This is a genomic window from Micromonospora salmantinae (assembly GCF_022230905.1).
Lineage (GTDB): Bacteria > Actinomycetota > Actinomycetes > Mycobacteriales > Micromonosporaceae > Micromonospora > Micromonospora salmantinae.
This window is the reverse complement of the sequence record NZ_JAKKFG010000033.1, coordinates 32,903-51,922: the sequence shown is the minus strand read 5'-3', so window position 1 is coordinate 51,922 and position 19,020 is coordinate 32,903. Positions and strand designations below refer to the sequence as shown.

Annotated in this window: 21 protein-coding genes and 3 pseudogenes; 12 read left to right on the top strand and 12 right to left on the bottom strand. The window is 68.8% G+C overall.

Annotated elements, in window-relative coordinates; all coding sequences use genetic code 11:
- The first annotated feature begins 38 nt into the window (after positions 1–38).
- Together PSH03_RS22560 and PSH03_RS22555 are read left to right on the top strand one after the other, a co-directional pair.
- The gene (locus PSH03_RS22560; RefSeq protein WP_238690349.1) at positions 39–1,199 is read left to right on the top strand and encodes a sensor histidine kinase; all 1,161 of its coding nucleotides are present in this window, start codon (positions 39–41) and stop codon (positions 1,197–1,199) included.
- Positions 1,187–1,849: a response regulator gene (locus PSH03_RS22555; RefSeq protein ID WP_238690348.1), complete on the top strand. Its 663-nt coding sequence runs from the start codon at positions 1,187–1,189 to the stop codon at positions 1,847–1,849. Before PSH03_RS22560 ends, PSH03_RS22555 begins: the two co-directional genes overlap by 13 nt.
- Before the next feature lie 13 nt (positions 1,850–1,862).
- On the opposite strand, the gene PSH03_RS22550 is transcribed toward PSH03_RS22555, so the two are convergent.
- Together PSH03_RS22550 and PSH03_RS32940 are read right to left on the bottom strand one after the other, a co-directional pair.
- A complete protein-coding gene (locus PSH03_RS22550) occupies positions 1,863–2,333 on the bottom strand; it encodes a VTT domain-containing protein (protein ID WP_238690347.1) in 471 nt (156 codons plus the stop codon).
- Positions 2,330–2,923, bottom strand: coding sequence for a CDP-alcohol phosphatidyltransferase family protein (locus PSH03_RS32940; RefSeq protein ID WP_238690346.1), 594 nt, complete (start codon positions 2,921–2,923; stop codon positions 2,330–2,332). The genes PSH03_RS22550 and PSH03_RS32940 overlap by 4 nt, the downstream gene beginning before the upstream one ends.
- Before the next feature lie 138 nt (positions 2,924–3,061).
- Here PSH03_RS32940 and PSH03_RS32935 point away from each other — a divergent pair, with 138 nt between their 5' ends.
- Both PSH03_RS32935 and PSH03_RS22535 read left to right on the top strand, forming a co-directional pair.
- Entirely contained in the window at positions 3,062–4,168 is a 1,107-nt protein-coding gene (locus PSH03_RS32935) for a sensor histidine kinase (RefSeq protein ID WP_238690345.1), read from the top strand.
- Positions 4,165–4,812, top strand: coding sequence for a response regulator transcription factor (locus PSH03_RS22535; protein ID WP_238690344.1), 648 nt, complete (start codon positions 4,165–4,167; stop codon positions 4,810–4,812). Before PSH03_RS32935 ends, PSH03_RS22535 begins: the two co-directional genes overlap by 4 nt.
- A 21-nt stretch (positions 4,813–4,833) precedes the next feature.
- On the opposite strand, the gene PSH03_RS22530 is transcribed toward PSH03_RS22535, so the two are convergent.
- From PSH03_RS22530 to PSH03_RS33195, 5 genes and pseudogenes are all read right to left on the bottom strand, one after another.
- A complete protein-coding gene (locus tag PSH03_RS22530) occupies positions 4,834–5,232 on the bottom strand; it encodes an SRPBCC family protein (RefSeq protein ID WP_238690343.1) in 399 nt (132 codons plus the stop codon).
- A gap of 27 nt (positions 5,233–5,259) precedes the next feature.
- A complete protein-coding gene (locus tag PSH03_RS22525) occupies positions 5,260–5,694 on the bottom strand; it encodes a hypothetical protein (RefSeq protein WP_238690342.1) in 435 nt (144 codons plus the stop codon).
- A gap of 101 nt (positions 5,695–5,795) precedes the next feature.
- Positions 5,796–6,776, bottom strand: coding sequence for an AraC-like ligand-binding domain-containing protein (locus PSH03_RS22520; protein ID WP_238690341.1), 981 nt, complete (start codon positions 6,774–6,776; stop codon positions 5,796–5,798).
- A 101-nt stretch (positions 6,777–6,877) separates the two neighbouring features.
- A complete protein-coding gene (locus tag PSH03_RS33200) occupies positions 6,878–7,186 on the bottom strand; it encodes a GIY-YIG nuclease family protein (protein WP_502361700.1) in 309 nt (102 codons plus the stop codon).
- 360 nt (positions 7,187–7,546) lie between these two features.
- Positions 7,547–7,791: pseudogene (locus PSH03_RS33195) on the bottom strand (SNIPE associated domain-containing protein); the annotation flags it as partial.
- Positions 7,792–8,756: 965 nt separating this feature from the next.
- Between PSH03_RS33195 and PSH03_RS22505 the strand changes: the two are divergent.
- The 3 genes and pseudogenes from PSH03_RS22505 to PSH03_RS22495 form a co-directional block, all read left to right on the top strand.
- A complete protein-coding gene (locus PSH03_RS22505) occupies positions 8,757–9,086 on the top strand; it encodes a DUF2568 domain-containing protein (RefSeq protein ID WP_238690359.1) in 330 nt (109 codons plus the stop codon).
- 24 nt (positions 9,087–9,110) lie between these two features.
- A complete protein-coding gene (locus tag PSH03_RS22500; protein WP_238690338.1) occupies positions 9,111–9,974 on the top strand; it encodes a TIGR03620 family F420-dependent LLM class oxidoreductase in 864 nt (287 codons plus the stop codon).
- Positions 9,975–9,991: 17 nt separating this feature from the next.
- Positions 9,992–10,072 (top strand): annotated as a pseudogene (locus PSH03_RS22495) (macro domain-containing protein); the annotation flags it as partial.
- Positions 10,073–10,303: 231 nt separating this feature from the next.
- Here PSH03_RS22495 and PSH03_RS22490 read toward each other — a convergent pair.
- Positions 10,304–10,600: pseudogene (locus PSH03_RS22490) on the bottom strand (hypothetical protein); the annotation flags it as partial.
- Between the two features lie 237 nt (positions 10,601–10,837).
- On the opposite strand from PSH03_RS22490, the gene PSH03_RS22485 reads away from it, so the two are divergent.
- The 3 genes from PSH03_RS22485 (at position 10,838) to PSH03_RS32600 (ending at position 12,895) form a co-directional block, all read left to right on the top strand.
- The gene (locus PSH03_RS22485; protein ID WP_238690337.1) at positions 10,838–11,257 is read left to right on the top strand and encodes a MerR family transcriptional regulator; all 420 of its coding nucleotides are present in this window, start codon (positions 10,838–10,840) and stop codon (positions 11,255–11,257) included.
- A gap of 217 nt (positions 11,258–11,474) precedes the next feature.
- Positions 11,475–12,770, top strand: a complete 1,296-nt coding sequence (locus PSH03_RS22480; protein ID WP_238690336.1) for a GAF domain-containing protein — start codon at positions 11,475–11,477, stop codon at positions 12,768–12,770.
- Positions 12,770–12,895: a hypothetical protein gene (locus tag PSH03_RS32600; RefSeq protein ID WP_255751021.1), complete on the top strand. Its 126-nt coding sequence runs from the start codon at positions 12,770–12,772 to the stop codon at positions 12,893–12,895. Before PSH03_RS22480 ends, PSH03_RS32600 begins: the two co-directional genes overlap by 1 nt.
- A gap of 64 nt (positions 12,896–12,959) precedes the next feature.
- Here the strand turns inward: PSH03_RS32600 and PSH03_RS22475 are convergent, their stop codons facing one another.
- Complete coding sequence (locus tag PSH03_RS22475; RefSeq protein ID WP_238690335.1) at positions 12,960–14,159, bottom strand: MFS transporter; 1,200 nt, start codon at positions 14,157–14,159, stop codon at positions 12,960–12,962.
- Positions 14,160–14,373: 214 nt separating this feature from the next.
- Here PSH03_RS22475 and PSH03_RS22470 point away from each other — a divergent pair, with 214 nt between their 5' ends.
- Positions 14,374–15,321, top strand: coding sequence for a helix-turn-helix transcriptional regulator (locus PSH03_RS22470; RefSeq protein ID WP_238690334.1), 948 nt, complete (start codon positions 14,374–14,376; stop codon positions 15,319–15,321).
- Between the two features lie 18 nt (positions 15,322–15,339).
- Here the strand turns inward: PSH03_RS22470 and PSH03_RS22465 are convergent, their stop codons facing one another.
- Positions 15,340–16,182 carry a helix-turn-helix transcriptional regulator gene (locus PSH03_RS22465; protein WP_238690333.1) on the bottom strand — a complete coding sequence of 281 codons (843 nt, stop codon included), beginning with the start codon at positions 16,180–16,182 and terminating at the stop codon, positions 15,340–15,342.
- Between the two features lie 73 nt (positions 16,183–16,255).
- On the bottom strand, positions 16,256–17,257 hold the full coding sequence (locus PSH03_RS22460; protein WP_238690332.1) for an aldo/keto reductase: 1,002 nt from the start codon (positions 17,255–17,257) through the stop codon (positions 16,256–16,258).
- A gap of 428 nt (positions 17,258–17,685) precedes the next feature.
- Between PSH03_RS22460 and PSH03_RS22455 the strand changes: the two genes are divergently transcribed.
- On the top strand, positions 17,686–17,883 hold the full coding sequence (locus PSH03_RS22455) for a hypothetical protein (RefSeq protein ID WP_238690331.1): 198 nt from the start codon (positions 17,686–17,688) through the stop codon (positions 17,881–17,883).
- A 40-nt stretch (positions 17,884–17,923) separates the two neighbouring features.
- Here the strand turns inward: PSH03_RS22455 and PSH03_RS22450 are convergent, their stop codons facing one another.
- Positions 17,924–18,997: a glycoside hydrolase family 53 protein gene (locus PSH03_RS22450; protein WP_372494840.1), complete on the bottom strand. Its 1,074-nt coding sequence runs from the start codon at positions 18,995–18,997 to the stop codon at positions 17,924–17,926.
- Positions 18,998–19,020: the final 23 nt, after the last annotated feature.

Here is a 19,020-nt window from a genome sequence, read left to right as displayed (position 1 = left end):
GTGGTCCGGCCGGCCGCGAGCCCAGTAGCGTGCGCCGTGTGGATGCGGCGACGTGCGAGGTCAAGCCGCCGCGGACGTGGCGTTCCGTCCCGGTGGTCCTGACGACCGTGGCGATCGGCGTCCTCGTCGCGACCATGCTGTGGTCCGCCACCCGGTCCAGCTCCGCCGGCCGGGTCGGCGTCGACGTCGCGCTGGCGATGGCCGCCCTGGCCCTCGTACCGGTGGTCGTCCGCCGCCCGCAGATCGGTGGCGTGCTGGCCGGCCTGCTCGTCGCGCTGTCTCCGGTGGCCACGCCGGTGGCCAGCTTCGCGGTGCTGTTCATTGCCCGCAACCGACCGTTTCGGCAAGCGGCGGCGGTGGCGGCGGTCGGCGTGGCGGGCGAGGCGGTGCAGGCGTTCTGGCGGCCGGTGCCCAGCCTGCCGTACGGGTGGCGGCTGGTGCTGATGACGATCGCCTACGCGGCCCTGCTCGGCTGGGGCACCTGGGCGCAGGCCCGCAACGCCCTGCTGGCGGCGCTGCGGGACCGGGCCCGACGGGCCGAGCAGGAGCAGGAACGACGGGTCGACGAGGCGCGGGCGGCGGAGCGCAGCCGGATCGCGCGGGAGATGCACGACGTGCTGGCCCACCGGCTGTCCCTGCTGGCGGCGGCTGCCGGCGCGGTGGAGTACCGGCCGGACGCGCCGCCCGAGCGGCTCAGCGCCGCCGCCGGGGTGATCCGGGCCAGCGCACACCACGCCCTCGACGAGCTGCGCGAGGTCATCACCCTGCTGCGCAGCGACGACACCGAGTCGCCGACCGACGCACCACCCGGGCAGACCCTCGCCGACCTGCCGCGCCTGGTCGACGAGGCGCGGGCCGCCGGGCAACAGATCGAGGTCGACGACCCGTTCGGTCCGCCGGTCGAGATCCCCCCGACGGTCGGCCGCACCGCGTACCGGATCGCGCAGGAGGCCCTGACCAACGCCCGCAAGCACGCCGCTGGTCAGCCGGTCCGGCTGGTGCTCGGCGGCGCGCCCGGCGCCGGCCTGAGCATCGCGGTGAGCAACCCGACCACGCCCGACGGCGGTGCCACCGTCAGCGCCGGTACCGGCCTGATCGGCCTCGCCGAACGGGCTGCGCTCACCGGCGGTCGGGTCGCCCACCACGTCGACGCCGCAGGCCGGTTCCACCTCATCGCGTGGCTGCCGTGGCCGACGTGACGGGTCCGATCCGGGTCGTCATCGTCGACGACGATCCTCTCGTACGGGGGATGCTCACGCTGATGCTCGACGGCGCCGACGGGATCGTGGTGGTGGGCGAGGCCGCCGACGGCGCCACGGCGATCACGGCGGTGGATCGGCACCTGCCCGACGTGGTGTTGATGGACATCAGGATGCCCGGCATGAACGGCATCACCGCCACCGAGCGCCTGCGCCGCCGCCACCGGCCGCCCGAGATCATCGTGCTCACCACGTTCGACACCGACGAGCACGTGGTGCGGGCCCTCCGAGCCGGCGCGAGCGGCTTCCTGCTCAAGGACACCCCGCCCGAGCAGATCAGCCAGGCGGTCTGGGCGGTGGCGGCCGGCAACCCGATGCTGTCTCCGGGCGTGACGCGCCGCCTCATGCAGCGGGTCGCGTCGGGGGCCGAGTCCTACGAGCGGGCGCACGAGCGGTTGGCAGTGCTCACACCCCGGGAACGCGACGTCGTGCTGGCCATCGCGCAGGGGCGCTCCAACGCCGAGATCGCCAGCGAGCTGCTGATGAGCGTGACGACGGTGAAGGCCCACGTCTCGCACATCCTGACCAAGCTGGATCTCGACAACCGCACCCAGATCGCCCTGCTCGCCCACGACGGTCGGCTCCTCTGACCGGGCCCCGGGGTCAGGCCAGCACCGCTGGCAGCACGAGCACTGCGAAACGGATCACCCGCCCGGAAAGGCAGGCGACGGCGAACTCCCAACGTCGAAGGCCCGCGGTGCCGGCGGCGAGGCTGACGACGGCCAACGGTGGAACCCCGACCGCGGCGGAGGCCAGCACTGTCGGTAGGGCGGTGCGGCGGCGGGAGAGCCAGCGTCGGATCGGCTCGGTCCACCGCGCGGCCCGAGTCGCCGCGCGCCCTGACTTTCCCCGCTTCGCGACCTTCTGGGCCAGTCGCCCCGACCCGCGACGCGCCGACTCGAACAACAGCAGCTTGCCGGCGGTCTGCCCGAGCGCCAGGGCGACCACGGCGACGAGAGCGTGGCCGCCGCGCTGCCCGGCGACCACGGCGTAGGCCTCGGCGTTGACGATCGGGACGAGCGCCGAGGCGACACCATAGCCGAGCGCCACCACGGCCTCGGCGAGGCTGCTCATGCCCGGCCGTCCCGTTCGAGCAGCCGGACCACCGCGGCGACCGACCACAGCTTCACCGCGACAACGGCGACGGCGACGCCCAGCGCGAGCAGGTACTGCCCGAACGCGATGGCGCCGATGACGCCGGCGGTGTTGGCGACCTTGGCCACTGGCGACCAGTTCAACGCCCACACCCGCCGGTCGACCAGGTGGAAGTAGTTGGGGCTGAGCACCGGCCAGCACAGGAACGCCAGCGACAGCATGGTGTCCAGCACCAGGAACGAGAGCAGGAAGACCACTGCCACGACCGCGACGTCCGGCACGAGGGAGACGAGGCCCACGCAGAGTACGGCGGTGCACGCGCGGTCGCTCACGATGTCGAAGACGGCCCCGGCCCGGGTCTCCTGTCCGAGTCGGCGGGCGGCCCAGCCGTCGAGCACGTCACCGATCCAGTAGATACCGTACGATACCGCCATCAATGCCACCGACCCGGAGACGAGGGCCACGATACCGACGGTGACGGCGGCGACCGTGCGAACGGCGGTGATGTAGTTGGGAACCGTACGAAGCGGGCCGACGGTGATGGCGGCGCGGGAGTCGACGAGAGTCACTCCCGCAGAGTCGTCCGGCGAGCGTTTTCGCGGAACGTGCCGCGGTGCCGATCTGGTTGCGAGGGCGGTACCGGGGTGCCGGCCGATCCGGTACCTGGGTACTGGCCGCTCTTCCGGCTGGTCGCGGAGACTGTGCGGGTGACGACTGGAATCCGCGAACGGTTGCGCGACCCCGAGCGAGTGCGCCGGCTCGCGTACGGTGCGGTTGGTTTGATCATCGCCGCCGTGGTCACCACCGTCGAGGACGGCGTGTCCGTGCCGGCGGGCTGGGCGTGGCTGGTGCTGCCGGTCGGCCTCGGAGCCACGGCGCTGCGCCCCCGCTACCGAACCCTGGTCTTCGCGGTCTGCGCAGGGTTCGTGGCGATCGTGAGCACCGGCGAGTCGGTGCAGTTGGGCCTCGCGGCCGCCGGCCTGGTGTTCGTCTCGGTCTGCGAGGATCCGGCCCGACACCCCTGGCTGGGGTGGGTGGGTGGCCTGATCGGCGCGGCCGGCGCCCTCACCACCGCACTGTTCAACGAGCGAGGGGTGTACGAGCAGCCGTTCTTCTTCGTGACGGCCGGCTACGTCCTGGCGATCCTGTTGCGATCGTGGTCACGCGGCCACGCCCTGACCCGGGAGACGGACGACCTGCGCGGCCAGGCCGCCTGGCTCGAACAGCGCACCAACCTGGCCCGCGAGCTGCATGACGTGGTCGGCCACCACGTCACCGCGATGGTGGTCCAGGCCGAGGCGGGCCAGCTCAGTGACGACCCGGGGGCGGCGCTGCGGGCGATCGCGGGCAGTGGCCGCACCGCACTGAGCGAACTCGACACGCTCGTCGTACACCTGCGCGATCCGGACGCGTCGATCGCGGTGAGCGCCCCGCCGCGCCTGTCCGACATCGACGAGCTGCTCGCCCAGCCGCTGCGCCAGCAGGGCGTGACGGTGCGGGTCCAGTTGGACCCCGAGCCGGGCCTGGACGAGATCGGCGTGTTGACCGCCTACCGCATCGCCCAGGAGGCCCTCACCAACATCGCCCGCCACGCGAAAGCCACGGCGGCCTGGGTCGAACTGGCCCGCGTCGGCGACCACGCCCGCCTACGGATCAGCGACGACGGCATCGGGCCGCCCCGCGCACCCACGAGCGGCTCGGGTCTGCTCGGCATCGGGGAACGCGTTGCCGCGCGCGGCGGGAGCTGGGAGCTGAGCCAGCGCCCCGGTGGCGGCACAGTGGTGCAGGCCAACCTGCCGGTGGCGAACAGATGATCCGAGTCGCGATCGCCGACGACCAGGAGCTGGTCCGGGACGGCTTCAGCCTGATCCTGCGATCCCAACCCGACATCCAGGTCGCGGCCGAGGCGGCCGACGGCAGACAGTTCCTCGACGCCGTACGTCGCGACTCGCGCATCGACGTCGCCCTCGTCGACATCCGCATGCCGGTGCTCGACGGCCTGCAGGCCACCCGCGAGCTGGCCACGATCGCGCACGCCCCGGCCGTCATCGTCGTCACCACCTTCGACGACGACGCCTACGTCCTGGACGCCATCGCCGCCGGCGCGCGCGGGTTCCTGCTCAAGCGGTCCAGCGCCCGTGACCTGATCGCCGCGGTGCGCACCGTCGCGGCCGGCGAGGCGGTCCTCTCCGCCGAGGTCACCGGCGCCGTCCTCGACCGGGTCCGCGCGACCGGGCCGGCCACCCGCGTGGAGTTGGCGGCCTACCAGCTGACCGCTCGGGAGACCGACGTGCTCGCCCTGATCGGCGCCGGACTCAACAACAACGAGATCGCCGAACGCCTCTACCTGTCCATGAGCACCGTCAAGACCCACGTGACAAACGTGCTGGCCAAGACCGGCAGCCGCGACCGCGTACGAGCCGCCATCCTGGCGATCCAGGCCGGCCTCGCACCGTGACGGTCGTCGCCGACCGGACCGTCAGGCGTGTTCCGCGATGCGGTCCAGCATCACGTCAGCGGCGGCGACGTCCGCCGGCTCGGCCGCCGGTCCTTCATACCGGTACGCGAGTTCGGTGCCCTCCGGGACGTCGGTGAGGGTGATCGTGACGCGTTCGTCCTCACCGGGGTGGAGGACCACCTTTTCCGCCGGTTCCAGGTCACCGAAGCCGACGACGAAAGGCACCTGCGTGGCGTCGGCATCGGACACCATCACCGCGTGGATCTCCCCGCCCGGCCGTGGGTCGATGCGGACCCGTTCGGCGGGGGTGGAGAAGCCCGGCACGACGAACCAGTGGGAGAACGCGACCGGGTCGACGAAGAATTCGTAGACCCGGTCTCTCGATGCGGGGAATGTACGGCGCAGGAGGTAACTGCCCATGGTGGTTGTCCTTTCGCGGATGCGATGTCAGAAGTGGGGGTCGAGGCCGCTACCCCAGTTGTAGGAGCCGGTGGCGGACAGCTGGAAGTCACATTGCAGGTGGTACGACCAACCGCCGCTCTCCTCGGTGAGATAGCTGTGGTGGCGGTAGGTTCCGACGCTGGGGACCCCGGGCCAGAGTTGGTCCGTCCAGGTGTACCTGCCCGGCAGGATGCGGCCGGTGTAGGTCTGGCATGGCGCCGACGTGGGGAAGGTCCACCAGCCGTAGCTGCCGTCCACAAGCGTGATCTCGCGGCTGACCAGACTGATCGGCATCCCGCTGTTCGGTCTGGCATCGAGGCGTTGGGTCTTCTGGTTGTAGGCCACCTCGGCGGCCTGCGCCGTCCCGGCCATGATCGGCAGCAGGGCGAGGGCCAGGGCCACGACAGTGGCGTGACGGAGTCTCTTTGCCCACGGACGCATGGTTTCTCCTTCTCAGTGCTGTCGTCTCGGATGAGCCGACTTACTGAGACGAGACTGCCCGCAGCATCCGCACCTGTCGTTGTAGCTGCGTGTCCTGGTGTTTAGTCTCCGTGCACGGTCCGGAGCTGCTGACGAAATTCGGTGGGCGATTGGCCGTACCGGGCCCGGAATGCCTGGCTGAAATGCGCGGCACTGGTGAATCCCCATCGGGCGGCGATCGCGTTGATCGTCCGGCCGGCCAGTCGGGGCTCGGCGAGGTCGCGTCGGCACCGCTCAAGGCGCTGTTCGCGGACCCAACCTGCGACGGTGTGCCCCTCGTGCTGGAACACCTTGTGAAGATGCCGCAAGGAGATGTGGTGCGCTGCGGCGATCACGTTCGGGGTCAGTTCCGGGTCACCCAGATGGTCGCCAATGAAGGCGTGGACGCGGGCGGTCAACGCCCGTCGGCGCGTGTCCGTGGGAACGACCTTCTGGGTGTCCAGCGCGTCGGCCAATGCCGTGATCAGCACGTCGAGCGTCAGGGTGGCCAGACGCGCGGTCTCGGTCGGGGTCAGACCGTCCATCTGGTCGGCGAGCTGCAACAGGAAGCGCGACGACAGCGCACCGACGCCACGGGTGCCGGGAATGCGGACGGCGCTCAGTTCCCGCAGTTCCCGGGGTGGAAACGGCAGCAGAGCCCGTGGGAAACGCAGCAGCAGCATCCGGCTCGTCGAATCGTCCGGCCGTAGTTGGGCCAGGTACGGACGCGAGGTGTCGTAGAGCACGAGATCCCCGGCACCGAACTCCGCGCGTCTGCCGCCCTGCGTCAGCGTGCCGCTGCCCCTGACCATGCAGCTCACCTTGAACACTTCCGGGTCGGCCTGCCGGATCAGCCGGGGCGTACGGCGCACCGAGTGCGCCATCGTCGTCATCACCGTCGCCTGCACCGGGCCGAACTCGGCGATGCCCACACGCGCCTCGAAACCGGCCTCTGTCGGCCGGTCCCGGGCCAACTCGTACGGCACCCAGAGCTTCGCGCTGACCTCCCGCCAGAAGGCGAACCGGTCGCCCGGCGAGACGTCGGCAGTGCTGACAACGTCCATCGACCAACCATAGTGACCACCACCCGGCGTGGGCATCGTCGTCACCGAGCAGGAGTGCATGCCACAAACCCCAGGTGACACGTATCCACCTGCTACGAGCCCTATCCCGCCTGTCCCTTCGCCTGGGTGAGACTCTGCCGGTACTCAAGGGCCTCGGGGCTTTCGTCGTACTGCAGCAGGTTGCCGGCCAACGCCAGCAGGTGCTCCTTGGCCTCGTGTGGAGTCGCGTAGAAGAACTCGCGGCGCTGGTTGATGAGGTTGACTCTCCGATCGGCCAGGCGTGCGTGCATCTTGGCTTCGATGCCAACGGCATCCTCAGAGAAGAACAGGGCGTGTACGTCGAAGTTGAAGGGCACGGAGGCGTCGCTGAGCTCCCGTACGCGGTCGAGCGGATCGAGGCGTCGGGTCATGCCGACCTTCACCATCTTCTCGCCGAACGCACCGAGGTTGGAGATCACATACACGTAGCCGGCCCGCACGTTGGCCGCGCGGTAGTCGACGTCCTCAATCGCGGAGTCGATCTGGGTAAGCCGCTCCTGCATCTGCGCGGCGCCATCAACGTCACCCTTTGCCTGCAACGCGGCGAGCGCGTTGGCATAGTGCTGGCGTTCTTTGTCGAGGCGGGCCCGCTCACGATCGATCTCCTGCTGAACTCTACGTTCCTCGCGCAGTCGGGCTTTCTCCTCCCGCTCGCGTTCCTTCTCTTCGGCCACCTTCGCCTGGTAGTCAGCCGTGAGTTCCAACTCCTGTATCCGGAGGCGGTGGTAACTCTCCGAGATACGGATCTGCATCGTCTTACCCAATTTCGCGATGATGCTGGCCACCTTGGTCAGGCGCTCGACGGCCGAGTCAAGCTTGTAGGGCTTCAGACCTCGTACCAAGTTGTCCGCTTCGGCGTGTAGGCCCGCAGCATGAGCTTTGAGAAGTCGCGAATCATCACCCGCCCCTCGGCTGCGGACCCATTCACGGTCCAACCGTTCGCCGCGAGCACCGCGCCTCCTTCCCGCTTGACCATGCTCTTGATCTTGCCCTGCAGCCCAGCGAGCGCGGCTTGGTAAGCGACCGCATCCGACAGGGGGTGCTTGTACTGGTAAACACCAGCTTCCTGGAGCAGCGCCGTCTCCTCGGTCACCACAACCTGCCGGCGAAGCTCGAGTAGCTGACGGTCGAAGTCGGCCTTCTGCGTCTGAGCGGTCGCCCTCTGGTCGGCAATCTCGCGACCCAATCTCTCGCGGTACTGCTCCAACTCGATCGCTGGCAGCGCTCCGAGGCGGTCCATCTCGGTCCGAAGATTCTGCAACTCTGCCCGAAGATGCGTGACCTCCGCAGCCAGCTCACGCGCTTTGCCACGTGCCCCGAACAAGGGAATTTCGGGATCGTCGACGCGCTGCCCAGGGACAGGCTGCGGTGTTTGGGAGGCCACCGCGGAAGCAGGCGGCGTGGGTTGTGGCGTAATCGCTACCGCAGCCGAGGCAATAGGAATCCACAGTTGCCATCCTGGCGGCGGCGATCCCCAGGCGGGGTCTGGCTTCCATCCGGGGCCCGGCACCCAGCCTGTCGGCGGCGTCGGCCAGTTCGGCGGCGCGTTGAAGCGATAATCCACAGCTCAACCCCCATTTGTTGCCACTGAACCGCAGACGCTAGCCCTCGAGAGCGGGGCGGACATCGCTCAGACGGACACCAAATTCCCCTTCCTAGCCGCTCGCGGGTGTCCAACTGAACACCTGCCATCACGGCACGGTCGCTTGAACACGGCACTCAACGGCGCGCGAAGCAGGCAAGTGGATTGGTGAGGGTGGGCGACCGGTGTCACGAGTGCCGCATGAGCGGTCGCGGTCCCTCCGCATTCCCCCACCGACCCGTTCACATTCAAGCTTGACGACGCTGGCTAATCGCCTTAGCTTGCGGGCTATGGAAGCTAGCCAGCTTGAGGGACGTGGTGGACAGATCGCCGATGAGGTCCAAGCGGGGGCGGTGACCATGATTCGAGGGGCGGGACTTCTGCTGATCCTCTTACTGGAGCTCACCGTGCTCGCCGTCGGCGCACGCTGGGGCTGGGCCTTGGCGGCACCGACCACCGTCCGGCTCGTCGCTGCCATCGTCGTACCGCTGCTGCTCGCCGGGCTCTGGGGTGCGCTCGGTTCGCCACGGGCCCGGGTGCCGCTTCGCCCATCGGCCAAGCGCGCGTTCCAGGCCGCCTGGTTCGTGCTCGGCGGCGCGATGTTCGCCCTACTCGGGCAGACATGGCTCGGCCTCGCCCTGGTCGTCGTCTGGGTGGCCGTCACCATCCTGCTGCGCCGCGACGCCTGACCCCGCGGGTCGTAGGGTTGCCGCATGGCACAACGACTCGTCAGCGTATGGCAACCGTTCTTCCTTGCTAGCGAGAGCAAGGGCGCGGCCATCGACGCCGCGACCGAGTTGGAGGATCTCGGCTACTCACGAATCTGGTTCTCCGGTGGTTTCGGCGAGAACGTCGCCCCCCGCTTCCGGGAGATCCTGGACGGGACCACCCGCATCGGGGTCGCGACCGGCATCCTGAGCATCTGGCACTCGTCGCCCCCCGAGGCAGCGGCGTTCGCCAAGGACGCGGAGCAGGCGCATCCCGGCCGGTTCCTGCTCGGTCTCGGCGCCAGCCACGCGGTGGTGGTGGAAAGCGGCGGCACCGACTACCGCAAGCCGTACTCACGGATGGTGCAGTACCTCGACGGCCTCGACGCGGCCGGGCTTCCGCCCGAGCGGCGCATCCTGGCCGCACTGGGCCCGCGGATGCTCGAACTCTCCCGCGACCGCTCGACCGGTGCGCACCCGTACTTCGTCCCGGCCGAGCACACCGCCGAAGCCCGGGCGGCAATCGGACCCGACCGGCTGCTCGCCCCCGAGGTCGCGGTGGTCCTCGACACGGACGCCACCACCGCGCGCGCCACCGCCCGCCAGTACACGAGCGGGTACCTCGCACTGCCGAACTACACCAACAACCTGCGGCGATTCGGCTGGACCGACGAGGACTTCGCCGACGGCGGCAGTGACCGCCTCGTCGACGCCCTGATCCCGTGGGGCAGCGTCGAGAAGGTGGTGGCCGGGTTGGAGAAGCACTACCAGGCCGGCGCGGACGAGGTGGCGATCCAGGTGCTCAACGGCGGCGACGACACGACGTTCCCCGCCGACGCGTTCCGCGCCCTCGCCGCAGCCCTGATCTGACTTCCGAAACCCGCGGCACCGTTGGCCCGGTCTGGGAAGGCGGCGGCCACGGCGAGGCCGACCTTCTGGCGTCGTGCTATCGGCGCAGCCTTGCTGTCCGTGGGGCTGCCGTCGGTAATGCGGCAGTCCACGCAGTAGTCGCCGCCGTTCGCGTCGAGGTGGGGTGACGTGGCGGCCCAGACCTGGGTCGCCGCGCCTTGCTCGACGGCCTTGAACAGGCCCGGTGCGGGAGTGCCGTCAGCGTCGATCCAGCCGGCGGCGACCATCTCCTCGGCTGCGAGGTGCCGTCGCAGGGGAGTGAGGACCCAGCCGGGGTTGACGGAGAAGGCACGGACGCGGTGCGGCCTGCCGAGCAGGTCGAGGTGACGGGCGAACAGGATGTTCGCGAGCTTGGACTGGGTGTATGCCTCCCACTTGTCGTACCCGCGCTCGAACTGCACGTCGTCCCACCGGATACGCCACGCCGGGTTGCGCCGGGAGGCCACCGAGACGACGCGAGCCGTGTCGGGGGCGGAGAGCGCGGGCCACAACAGGTTCGTCAGCGCGTAGTGGCCGAGGTGGTTGACCGCGAAGTGCCCTTCCCAGCCGTCCAACCCGGGTTTCCGGGCAGGCCATGATGCCGGCATTCGCGATCAGGATGTCGAGCGCGGGGTGGCTGCGGAGCAACCGTACGGCGAAGGCACGGACGGAGGTGAGGTCGGCGAGATCGAGCTGGTCGACCTCGACCCCGGGTACGTCGGCGAGTGCCTGCTGCGCTGCGTCCGGCGAGGACGTCTCCGGCCGTACTGTGGGCACCGAACCTGGTGTGGGTCGTGTCGCTGGTCATGCCGCGGACGCTAGATGCTAGACCGAGGTCTAGGTCAATGGCTACGGTCGACGCCATGGCGGACAGCGGCCTGAGCATCGGGCAGGTGGCGCAGCGCACCGGGTTGAGCGTGCACACCCTGCGGCTCTACGAGCGTAAGGGCTTGTTAGCCAGCGAAGTGCGGCGCGACGGGTCTGGCAGGCGCGGCTACAGCGCCCGGGACGTCGAGTGGCTGGCAAACTGCGTGAAGTTCCGTGCCTCCGGTATGCCGCTCACCACGATCAGCCGCCTCGCTCAGCTCGTACGCGAGGGCAGCGGCAACGAGGCCGAGCGGCTCACGTTGCTTCGCGACACCCTCGAACTCATCAACGGCAAAGTGGCCAGCTACGAACAACACCTCGCCGCCGGCGCCTCCGGTGATCCCTGGCAACAGCAACCCCAGCTCGCCCCGACGGAACACACACCTCAGCTGCGCTGACGAACACCGCCGGCCGGACCGCATTCGCTGGCTGTCGTGGCCGTTCGAGTGCCGGGTTGCGGTGCCTGGTTGGTGGGTAGGACCTGAATGTCGGGCAGATGGGTACGCTGCACCGGCGGTGGCCCCAACCAACTCCGCCGCACCGCAGCCACCCGCACTCAAGGGTGGCGCCGTCGGTCGTTGCCCGTATCCGCAGACGAGAGGCGAAACCCACACCATGACCGCCGTACCAGACCAACGGTCTACTGCTGTTGCGGGTTCGGCGGATGCCGAGCAGGCAGCGGAGGAGGACCTGCGGGCGTTGTTCGGGCAGTCCATCGCCGTCTTCGCGTCTCTGGCGGGGCCGTCGCATCTGGTGGAGACGGCTAACCCGGCGTTCTTCGCCACCATCGGCGAAGAACGGGCCCGAGTCGGGATGGCGATCGCCGAGCTGATGCCCGAACTGGCCGGTCAGGGATTCATCGCGCTCCTGGACCAGGTCTTCCGCACGGGTGAGCCGTACACCGGCCGTGACGTCCGGGTCTTGCTGGGCAGCGGCCCGCAGGCCCGGGAGGCGTTCTTCGACTTCACCTACGAGCCGCGTCGGGACGCCGACGGCAACGTGACCGGGATCCGTGTGCTCGGCGTGGAGACCACGCAGGTCAAGCATGCCCAACGGCTGATGGCCGAACATCGTGCCCTGCTGGAGCAGATCGCCCGCCAGGCACCCCTGACCGAGGTGCTCGACGGGATGGCCCGCTGTATCGAGAACCTCGCACCGCAGGAGGTGCTCGTCTCCGTCCTGCTCGCCGATTCCGACGCCCGGCACCTGCGCCACGGCGCCGCGCCGAGCCTGCCCGACTTCTACAACAAGGCCATCGACGGCATCGCGACCGGCGAAGGTGTCGGCTCGTGCGGCACCGCCGCCCACCGGCGGGAACCAGTCATCGTCACCGACATCGCCACCGATCCGTTCTGGGACGACTTCCGGGACCTGGCCGACCAGGCCGGACTGGCGGCCTGCTGGTCCACGCCGATCCTGGCTCGCGACGGCGGCCTGTTGGGCACCTTCGCGATGTATCACCGTACCCCGCGCGTCCCGCAGGACACCGACCTCGCCCTCACCCGGCTCTTCGCCGGCACCGCAGCCCTGGCCATCGAACGCCACCACATCGAGCAGGCGAAACTCGCCGCCGAGGCACGCGCCAAGTCGGCCAATGACGAGCTGGCCAAGGTGCTAAGCGTGGAGCGGGAACTGCGCGCCGAGGCCGAGCAGCGCGCCACCGCCGCCGCTGAACTCGCCACCCAGATGCGTGCCGCCGCGGCCGCGCAGGCCGCCACGCCGCACCCCGAGCACTGCCAGCTCGGCGGCGCCGCCGGGTGCACCGCGCCAGCCGAGGTCAAGATCGCCGATTCGTGGGGTGACGCGGCGTGGGGCTGCCCCGCCCACGTCGAGGAGGCCATCCTCAACGTGCGGTCGGTGTTCATCGCCAGCGAGGAACTCGGCGGCCTGGCCGCCTACCTCAACCGCTGATGGCTCCCGATGCCGCGCTCGGCTTCGGTTACAAGCTTGAGTGGCTCGCCATACGTGACCGGGACGCCGAGGCCGTCGCGGCCGCGCTGAACCTCAGCCGTCCCCACTCCCGCCAACTGGCGTGACGCGGTCACCGCTGCGTACGACGACCAAGAGCTTCGCTCCCGAAACGACCGCTGCCGCCCGGCTTCAGCCATTCCTGGGGAACGCGTACTTGGCGCTGCCGATGACAGTTGCGGCCGCGACGATCAGGAGGATGAGTGCCGCCCAGGTGATCGAGGCGGTGCCCAGGCCGGCGAGCAGGAGGCCACCGATGAGACCCCCGGTCGCGATAGAAGCCGAGAAGACCGTGATGGTGATCGACTGAGCGACGTTCGCGGCTTCTCCGGCGGCGTTGATCGTGGCGCCCACGAACAGGCTCGGGGAACTACCGAACGCGAAGCCCCATGCGGCGACGGCGACGTAGACCAGCGCCGGTGCGTCCGCGACGACGCCCAGGACGAGCACGCTGGCCCCGAAGAGCAGGGTGCTGCTCACGGCAAGCCTGCGCAGGTGTCGGTCGATGTGGGTTCCGACCACGAGAACGCTGAGCACGGAGGTGACTCCGAAGGCGAACAGCACCCAGCCGGTCTGGTCGGCCATCCCCAGCTGAAGCAGGACGTCGGTGATGTACGTGTAGAGAAGATTGTGAGCGATCATGTACGTGGCCAGCGCGAACAGAATGGGCCGCAGCCCGGGCACGACCAGTACCTGCGAGATCCTGAAGCGGGCGTCTACCGGTTGTCCGGGCAGGTTCGGGACGGCCACCAGGACCCAGGCCATGGCCATGACGGTCACGGCAGCAGCGGCGTAGAAGGCGAGTTGCCAGCCCCCGAGGCTGCTGAGCCAGGTTCCCAGCGGGACGCCCAAGGCCAGCCCGATCGGGGTTCCGGCCAGGGCGATGGCGATGGCGCGGCCTTGTCGTCCCTCTGGCGCGATTTGGGCGGCGTAGCCACCGAGAAGTGGCCAGATGAGTCCGGTTCCCAGCCCGGCGACGAAGCGCAGCACCATCGTCAGCGTGTAGTTCTCGGACAGCGCGGTGAGCGCGTTGGTGACGGCGACCACGACCAAGGCAAGTTGCAGGACATGCTTGCGCGACCAGCTGGCCGTCGCCCACGCGAGAGGGATGGCGCCGAGCGCTGTGGCGAGCGCGTAGATCGTGACCGTCTGGCCCGTGAGCGAGACGCTCGTGTTCAGAGTGCGGCTCATTTCGGGCAGGAGGCCCGCCGGAAGGCATTCGGTGAGGATGCTGATAAAGCCGGCCAGGAAAAGGCCGAACAATGCCATTCCCGGAAGGCGGCCCGGCCGCGCGGTCGTCGGGCTCAGGTCTTTGAATGCGGTGATGGTCATGGTGCTCTTTCGAAAATAGGGCGGCGAGGCCGTCCGGGCGGATTGATGACGGAAAGCCAGCGTGCACCGGATGGGCTTGCAAGCTGTTTCCTCAGGTCACATCGAGCGTGCTTCAAGGGCGCGGCGCTAGCCAGCCACCTGCTTGGCCTACGTCTCGTGTGGCTACCACTGGCAGGGACAGGTTGAGGTGCGAACTGCGTGGGATAATCGAGATATGGCAGCTCGCCACGTCACTCACACCGATTTCTCAGCCACTTCGGGCACGGATACCGAACCGAAGCCGCAGCAGGGTCTCGACCAACGCGCGGAGCTGAGCGAGTTTCTGCGCACCCGCAGGGCCCGCCGCAAACCGGCCGATGTTGGGCTGACCGACTACAGCCGACGGCGTCGCGTCCCCGGTCTGCGCCGGGAAGAACTCGCGCAGCTCGCGGGGGTCTCCGCGGCGTACTACACGCGATTCGAGCAGGGCAACGCCCGCAATGTCTCACGTGAGGTGCTGGAAGCGATCTCCCGCGTACTCGACCTCTCCGAAGCCGAGCACGCCCATCTGGTGCGCCTGGCCCAGCCCAAGCGGCATCAGCGCCGACCCAGGCCGCCACACCAACAGGTACGGGCCGAGATACGAGAACTGCTCGCCGCGTTGGAAGGCGTGCCAGCGTACGTATGGGGGCCCCGCACTGATGTGCTGGCCTGGAACCAGACCGCCTCCGCCCTCTTCGGTGACTGGGCAGCCCGTACCTCATCGGACCGGAACTGGGCCAGGATCGCTTTCCTCGACCCGGCGTCCCGGAAGTTGTTTCCTGACTGGGAAGCCAAGGCGTACGACGTGGTGGGACAACTACGGCTGGGCGCCGGCCGACATGCCGACGACCCGTCGCTGGCGTCCCTGATCGGCGAACTGTCGTTGAAGAGCGAGGACTTCCGCAGACTGTGGGCCACCCACGATGTCAAGAAGAAGACGCACGGCGTCATACGCCTGTCACATCCGCTCGTGGGTGAGCTGACAGTGCGCTACGAGACACTCGCGCTCCCCGGTGATCCGGAGCAAATGCTGAGCACCTACCACGCCGAGCCCGGGTCGCGATCGGAGCAGGCGCTGCGACTGCTGGCCAGTTGGGGACCAGACGCTACCCAGGAGCGGCCCACCGCGCCATCGCGGTGACGGAATCGGCGTAGCGATTCAGGAATTGTCGAAGGATTGTTCGCCGAGGGCGCGCAGAAAGTCGAAGTTGTCGGCGGTGGCCGTGCCGGGTTGAGGCCGGAAGATGACCAGGCGCTGACCCGTGGTGGTGCTGAGAACGAAGTCGCACTGTACGTCCAGCCGTCCGGCTTGCGGATGGACGAGGATTTTGCGGGTGGTCTGTAGCGGGGCGACCTGCATGTCGGACCAGTACTGGGCAAATTCCGGGCTGACAGTGGTGAGATCGGCGATCAGTTGTTCGGATACGGGGTCGTGGCCGCTGCGGGCGGCGGCTGCGCGTAGGTCGGCGACGTATGCGCGGCCGATCGCCTCGTGCTCCTCCGGCACGTTGAGCGCGCGGGATTCGGGGTGGGTGAACCAGCGCCAGGTCACGTTCGACTGCCGGTCGCCACCGTCGGTCCAGGAGCCCAACAGCGCGCGGCTGAGGGCGTTCTGGGCGAGGACGGTGGTCCGGTCGTCGATGACGTGTGCTGGCACCGTGGTGAGTGCGTCGAGGAGGAACATCATCGCGGGGTCGACGTACCCGCTGACGCTGGAGGTCGTCGGCGCGGGATGTCCGGCGAGGCGGTAGAGGTAGTCCCGTTCGTCGACGGAGAACCGCAACGCCCGGGCCAGGCTGCCGAGTAGAGCCTGCGAGGGGTTGGTGTTGCGCGACTGCTCGAGTCGTTCGTAGTAGTCGACTGACACATTTGCCAGGAGTGCGACTTCCTCACGGCGTAGGCCGGGGGTGCGGCGCCGCCCGCGTGGTGGGAGCCCGACGTCAGCCGGGCGGAGTGCCTGCCGGCGAGCCCGCAGGAAGTCGCCGAGTTCGGTTCGCGCCACGAACTGCCCTTTCCGGATCGCGGTGCCACCAGCGCTGCTGGAGGCACCGCGAAGATCCCGTCGATGTCGGAAGCTACTCCTGGATCGCGGCCATGGCCGGTCCGGCGTAGCGCTCCCCGGCGGCGGCACCGACCGGAGCGGCGGCGCCGAGTTCATCGAGCAAGCCGGCGTCAATCCTGAGCTGCGCGGCGGCGACGTTCTCCTCCAGATACGTCCGACGCTTGGTGCCGGGGATTGCGGTGACGTGGTCACCTTGCGCCAGCACCCAGGCCAACGCGAGCTGGCCGGGCGTGACACCCGCCTGTTCCGCGATGGCGCGGATCCGGTCCACCAGGAGCAGGTTCTGCCGGAGGTTCTCCTCGGCGAACCGCGGCCAGGTACGACGCCAGTCGTTCTCGGGCAGGTCTTCCAGACCACGAACCGAGCCGGTCAGGAAACCACGGCCCAACGGCGCGTACGCCACGAACCCGATCCCCAGGTCTCGCACTGTGTCGAGCACACCATTGGTCTCCACATTTCGGGTGAACAACGAGTACTCGGTCTGCACCGCCGACAGTGGCGCGGTGGCATGCGCGGCGCGAATGCTCTCCGGCGACGCCTCGCTGATCCCGAGGTACCGGATCTTGCCTTCGGTGACGAGTTCGCCGAGCGCGCCGAAGGTCTCCTCGACCGGTACGTTCGGGTCGACCCGGTGCTGGAAGTACAGGTCGATGTAGTCGGTGCCGAGCCGGCGCAACGATCCGTCGAGCGACTTGCGCACGTAGTCAGGTTGCCCGTTGGCGCCGCCGATGATGCGGCCGGCATCGTCGAACGTCACACCGCCGAACTTGGTCGCGATGAGGGCCTGGTGGCGACGCCCTCTCAGCGCCCGGCCGAGCAGTTCCTCCCCGGTGAGCGGGCCGTACATGTCCGCGGTGTCGAACAGGGTCACGCCCAGTTCGAGTGCGCGGTGAACGGTGGCGGCGGACTCGGCGTCGTCCGGGGTGCCGTACATCGCGGTCATGCCCATGGTGCCGAGTCCCTCGACCGAGGCCACCAGCCCTTGACCACCGATCGCGTGCTTCTGCAAGATCATGTTGGTTTCTCTTCCTTGATGCCACGAGCGTCTTCCGAACGCTCGTCACCAGCCTGCGACAGATCGGCGCCGTTATCGGCGTTCTGCCCATCCCCGGCCCGACGGGGCGACGATCCGACGCAGGCCCGGGGCTGATCGGCGACGACACCTTGATCAGCGCTCCTATTGCTTGACCCTTCAAATTTCCACCGGTAGCCTTTTGGCATTTATCCATGACTATCGATGCAGGTAGGTGAATCGTGCTGTTGAAATCCATCGCCCTCGCCGCGTCCGTCGCCAGCGTGCTGGCCACCGCCCCCGCCGCTTCGGCGGCAAGCTCCCAAGCATCGAACGAAGCCTGGCTACCCGGGAACTGTCCGCAGGGCACGTTCTGCATCTGGCCCAACTGGGATCACCCGGCAGAGGGTCCGACCGCGACTCCGTCTCTGGTGACCACTACCGAGTGGTCCGGCAACGTCCCGGCCTTCAACTTCTACAACCGCACCTCCCGCAACGCCGAGATCACCTGGTCCTACAACTACCTCGGGACGCAGCTTTCCGGCGCGATCTGCGCTCGCCCGGGCGGCGGGGACCTGTATGTGCCCATGTTCGCGACGAAGGTGAGTTGGCAGCCGCGCACCTGCTGAGCCTTTCCCGCCGCCTGGTCGTGAAGTGTTCGGCAGTGGGTCAGGGCGTCCACCGTACGCCCGGGTTCACCCGCCCTGACCAGTCGAAGACGGCCATGTTGTCCCACTGGTTTCCGGTGCCGTTGATGTTGGCCGGATCCCAGCCGTTGCCGCGGACGGCGTACCAGGTCGGTTCCCAGTAGAAGACGCCGATGGCGCCAGCGTTGCGGGCGGTGTTCTGCACCCAGTCGAACTCCTGGGCCTGCCCGGACCAGGTCGCGCTGATGCCGTCACAGGTCGCGTCGCCGATGGCGTTCGGCTCGCTGTCCGCGTTGTTCCGGGTGAAGGGGTACGCGGTCTCCACGATCACCACCGGCTTGCCGTAGCGCCCGCGCAGATCGACGATGTTGTTGTAGAGGTTCGCCAGGGTGCCGTGCCACATGCAGTAGTACGACTGGGCGGTGATGTCCCACTGCACACCCTGGGCGCGGATGCCGTCGTAGAACCATCGGGCGTTGGCGTTGCTGTCGGCGTTTGCGGTATGGATCATCACGGGGATGCCGCTGCCGCACGCCTTGGTCGCGTTGTAGCCCTGCTTCAGCAGGCCGGCCAGCGGGACGAAGTCGTTGTTGACGACCTTGCCCTCGTTCCACAGCATCCCGACGTTGATCTCGTTGCCGATCTGCACACTGTCCGGTGGGGTGCCCTGCCCCCGCAGGCTGGCGCAGACGTCGTAGGTGAAGGTGTAGACGTCGGTGCGCAGTTGGCTCAGGCTGTGGCCGGCCCAGGCTGCCGGCTTGTACTGCTTGCCAGGGTCGGCCCAGGTGTCGGAGTAGTGGAAGTCGATGAGCACCTTGAGGCCCTTCGCCCTGGCCGCCCTCGCCTGGCCCAACACCGCGTTCTTGTTGTTGTAGCCGCTGATCGGGTTGTTCCAGACGCGCAGCCGGACGTAGTTGACGCCGACGGACCTCAAGATGTCCAGTGGGTCGCGGGCGACCCCGCCGGCGTCGTGGTACCTGGCGCCGAGATCCAGGCTGCGCTGCAACGAGGAGACGTCGGCACCCCGCATGGTGAGCGTGTTCGCGGCGGAGACGGGCGCGGGCGCACCGGCGAGCGTGGTGGCGACGGTGAGGATGCCGGCCGTAACCGCCCCGAGCA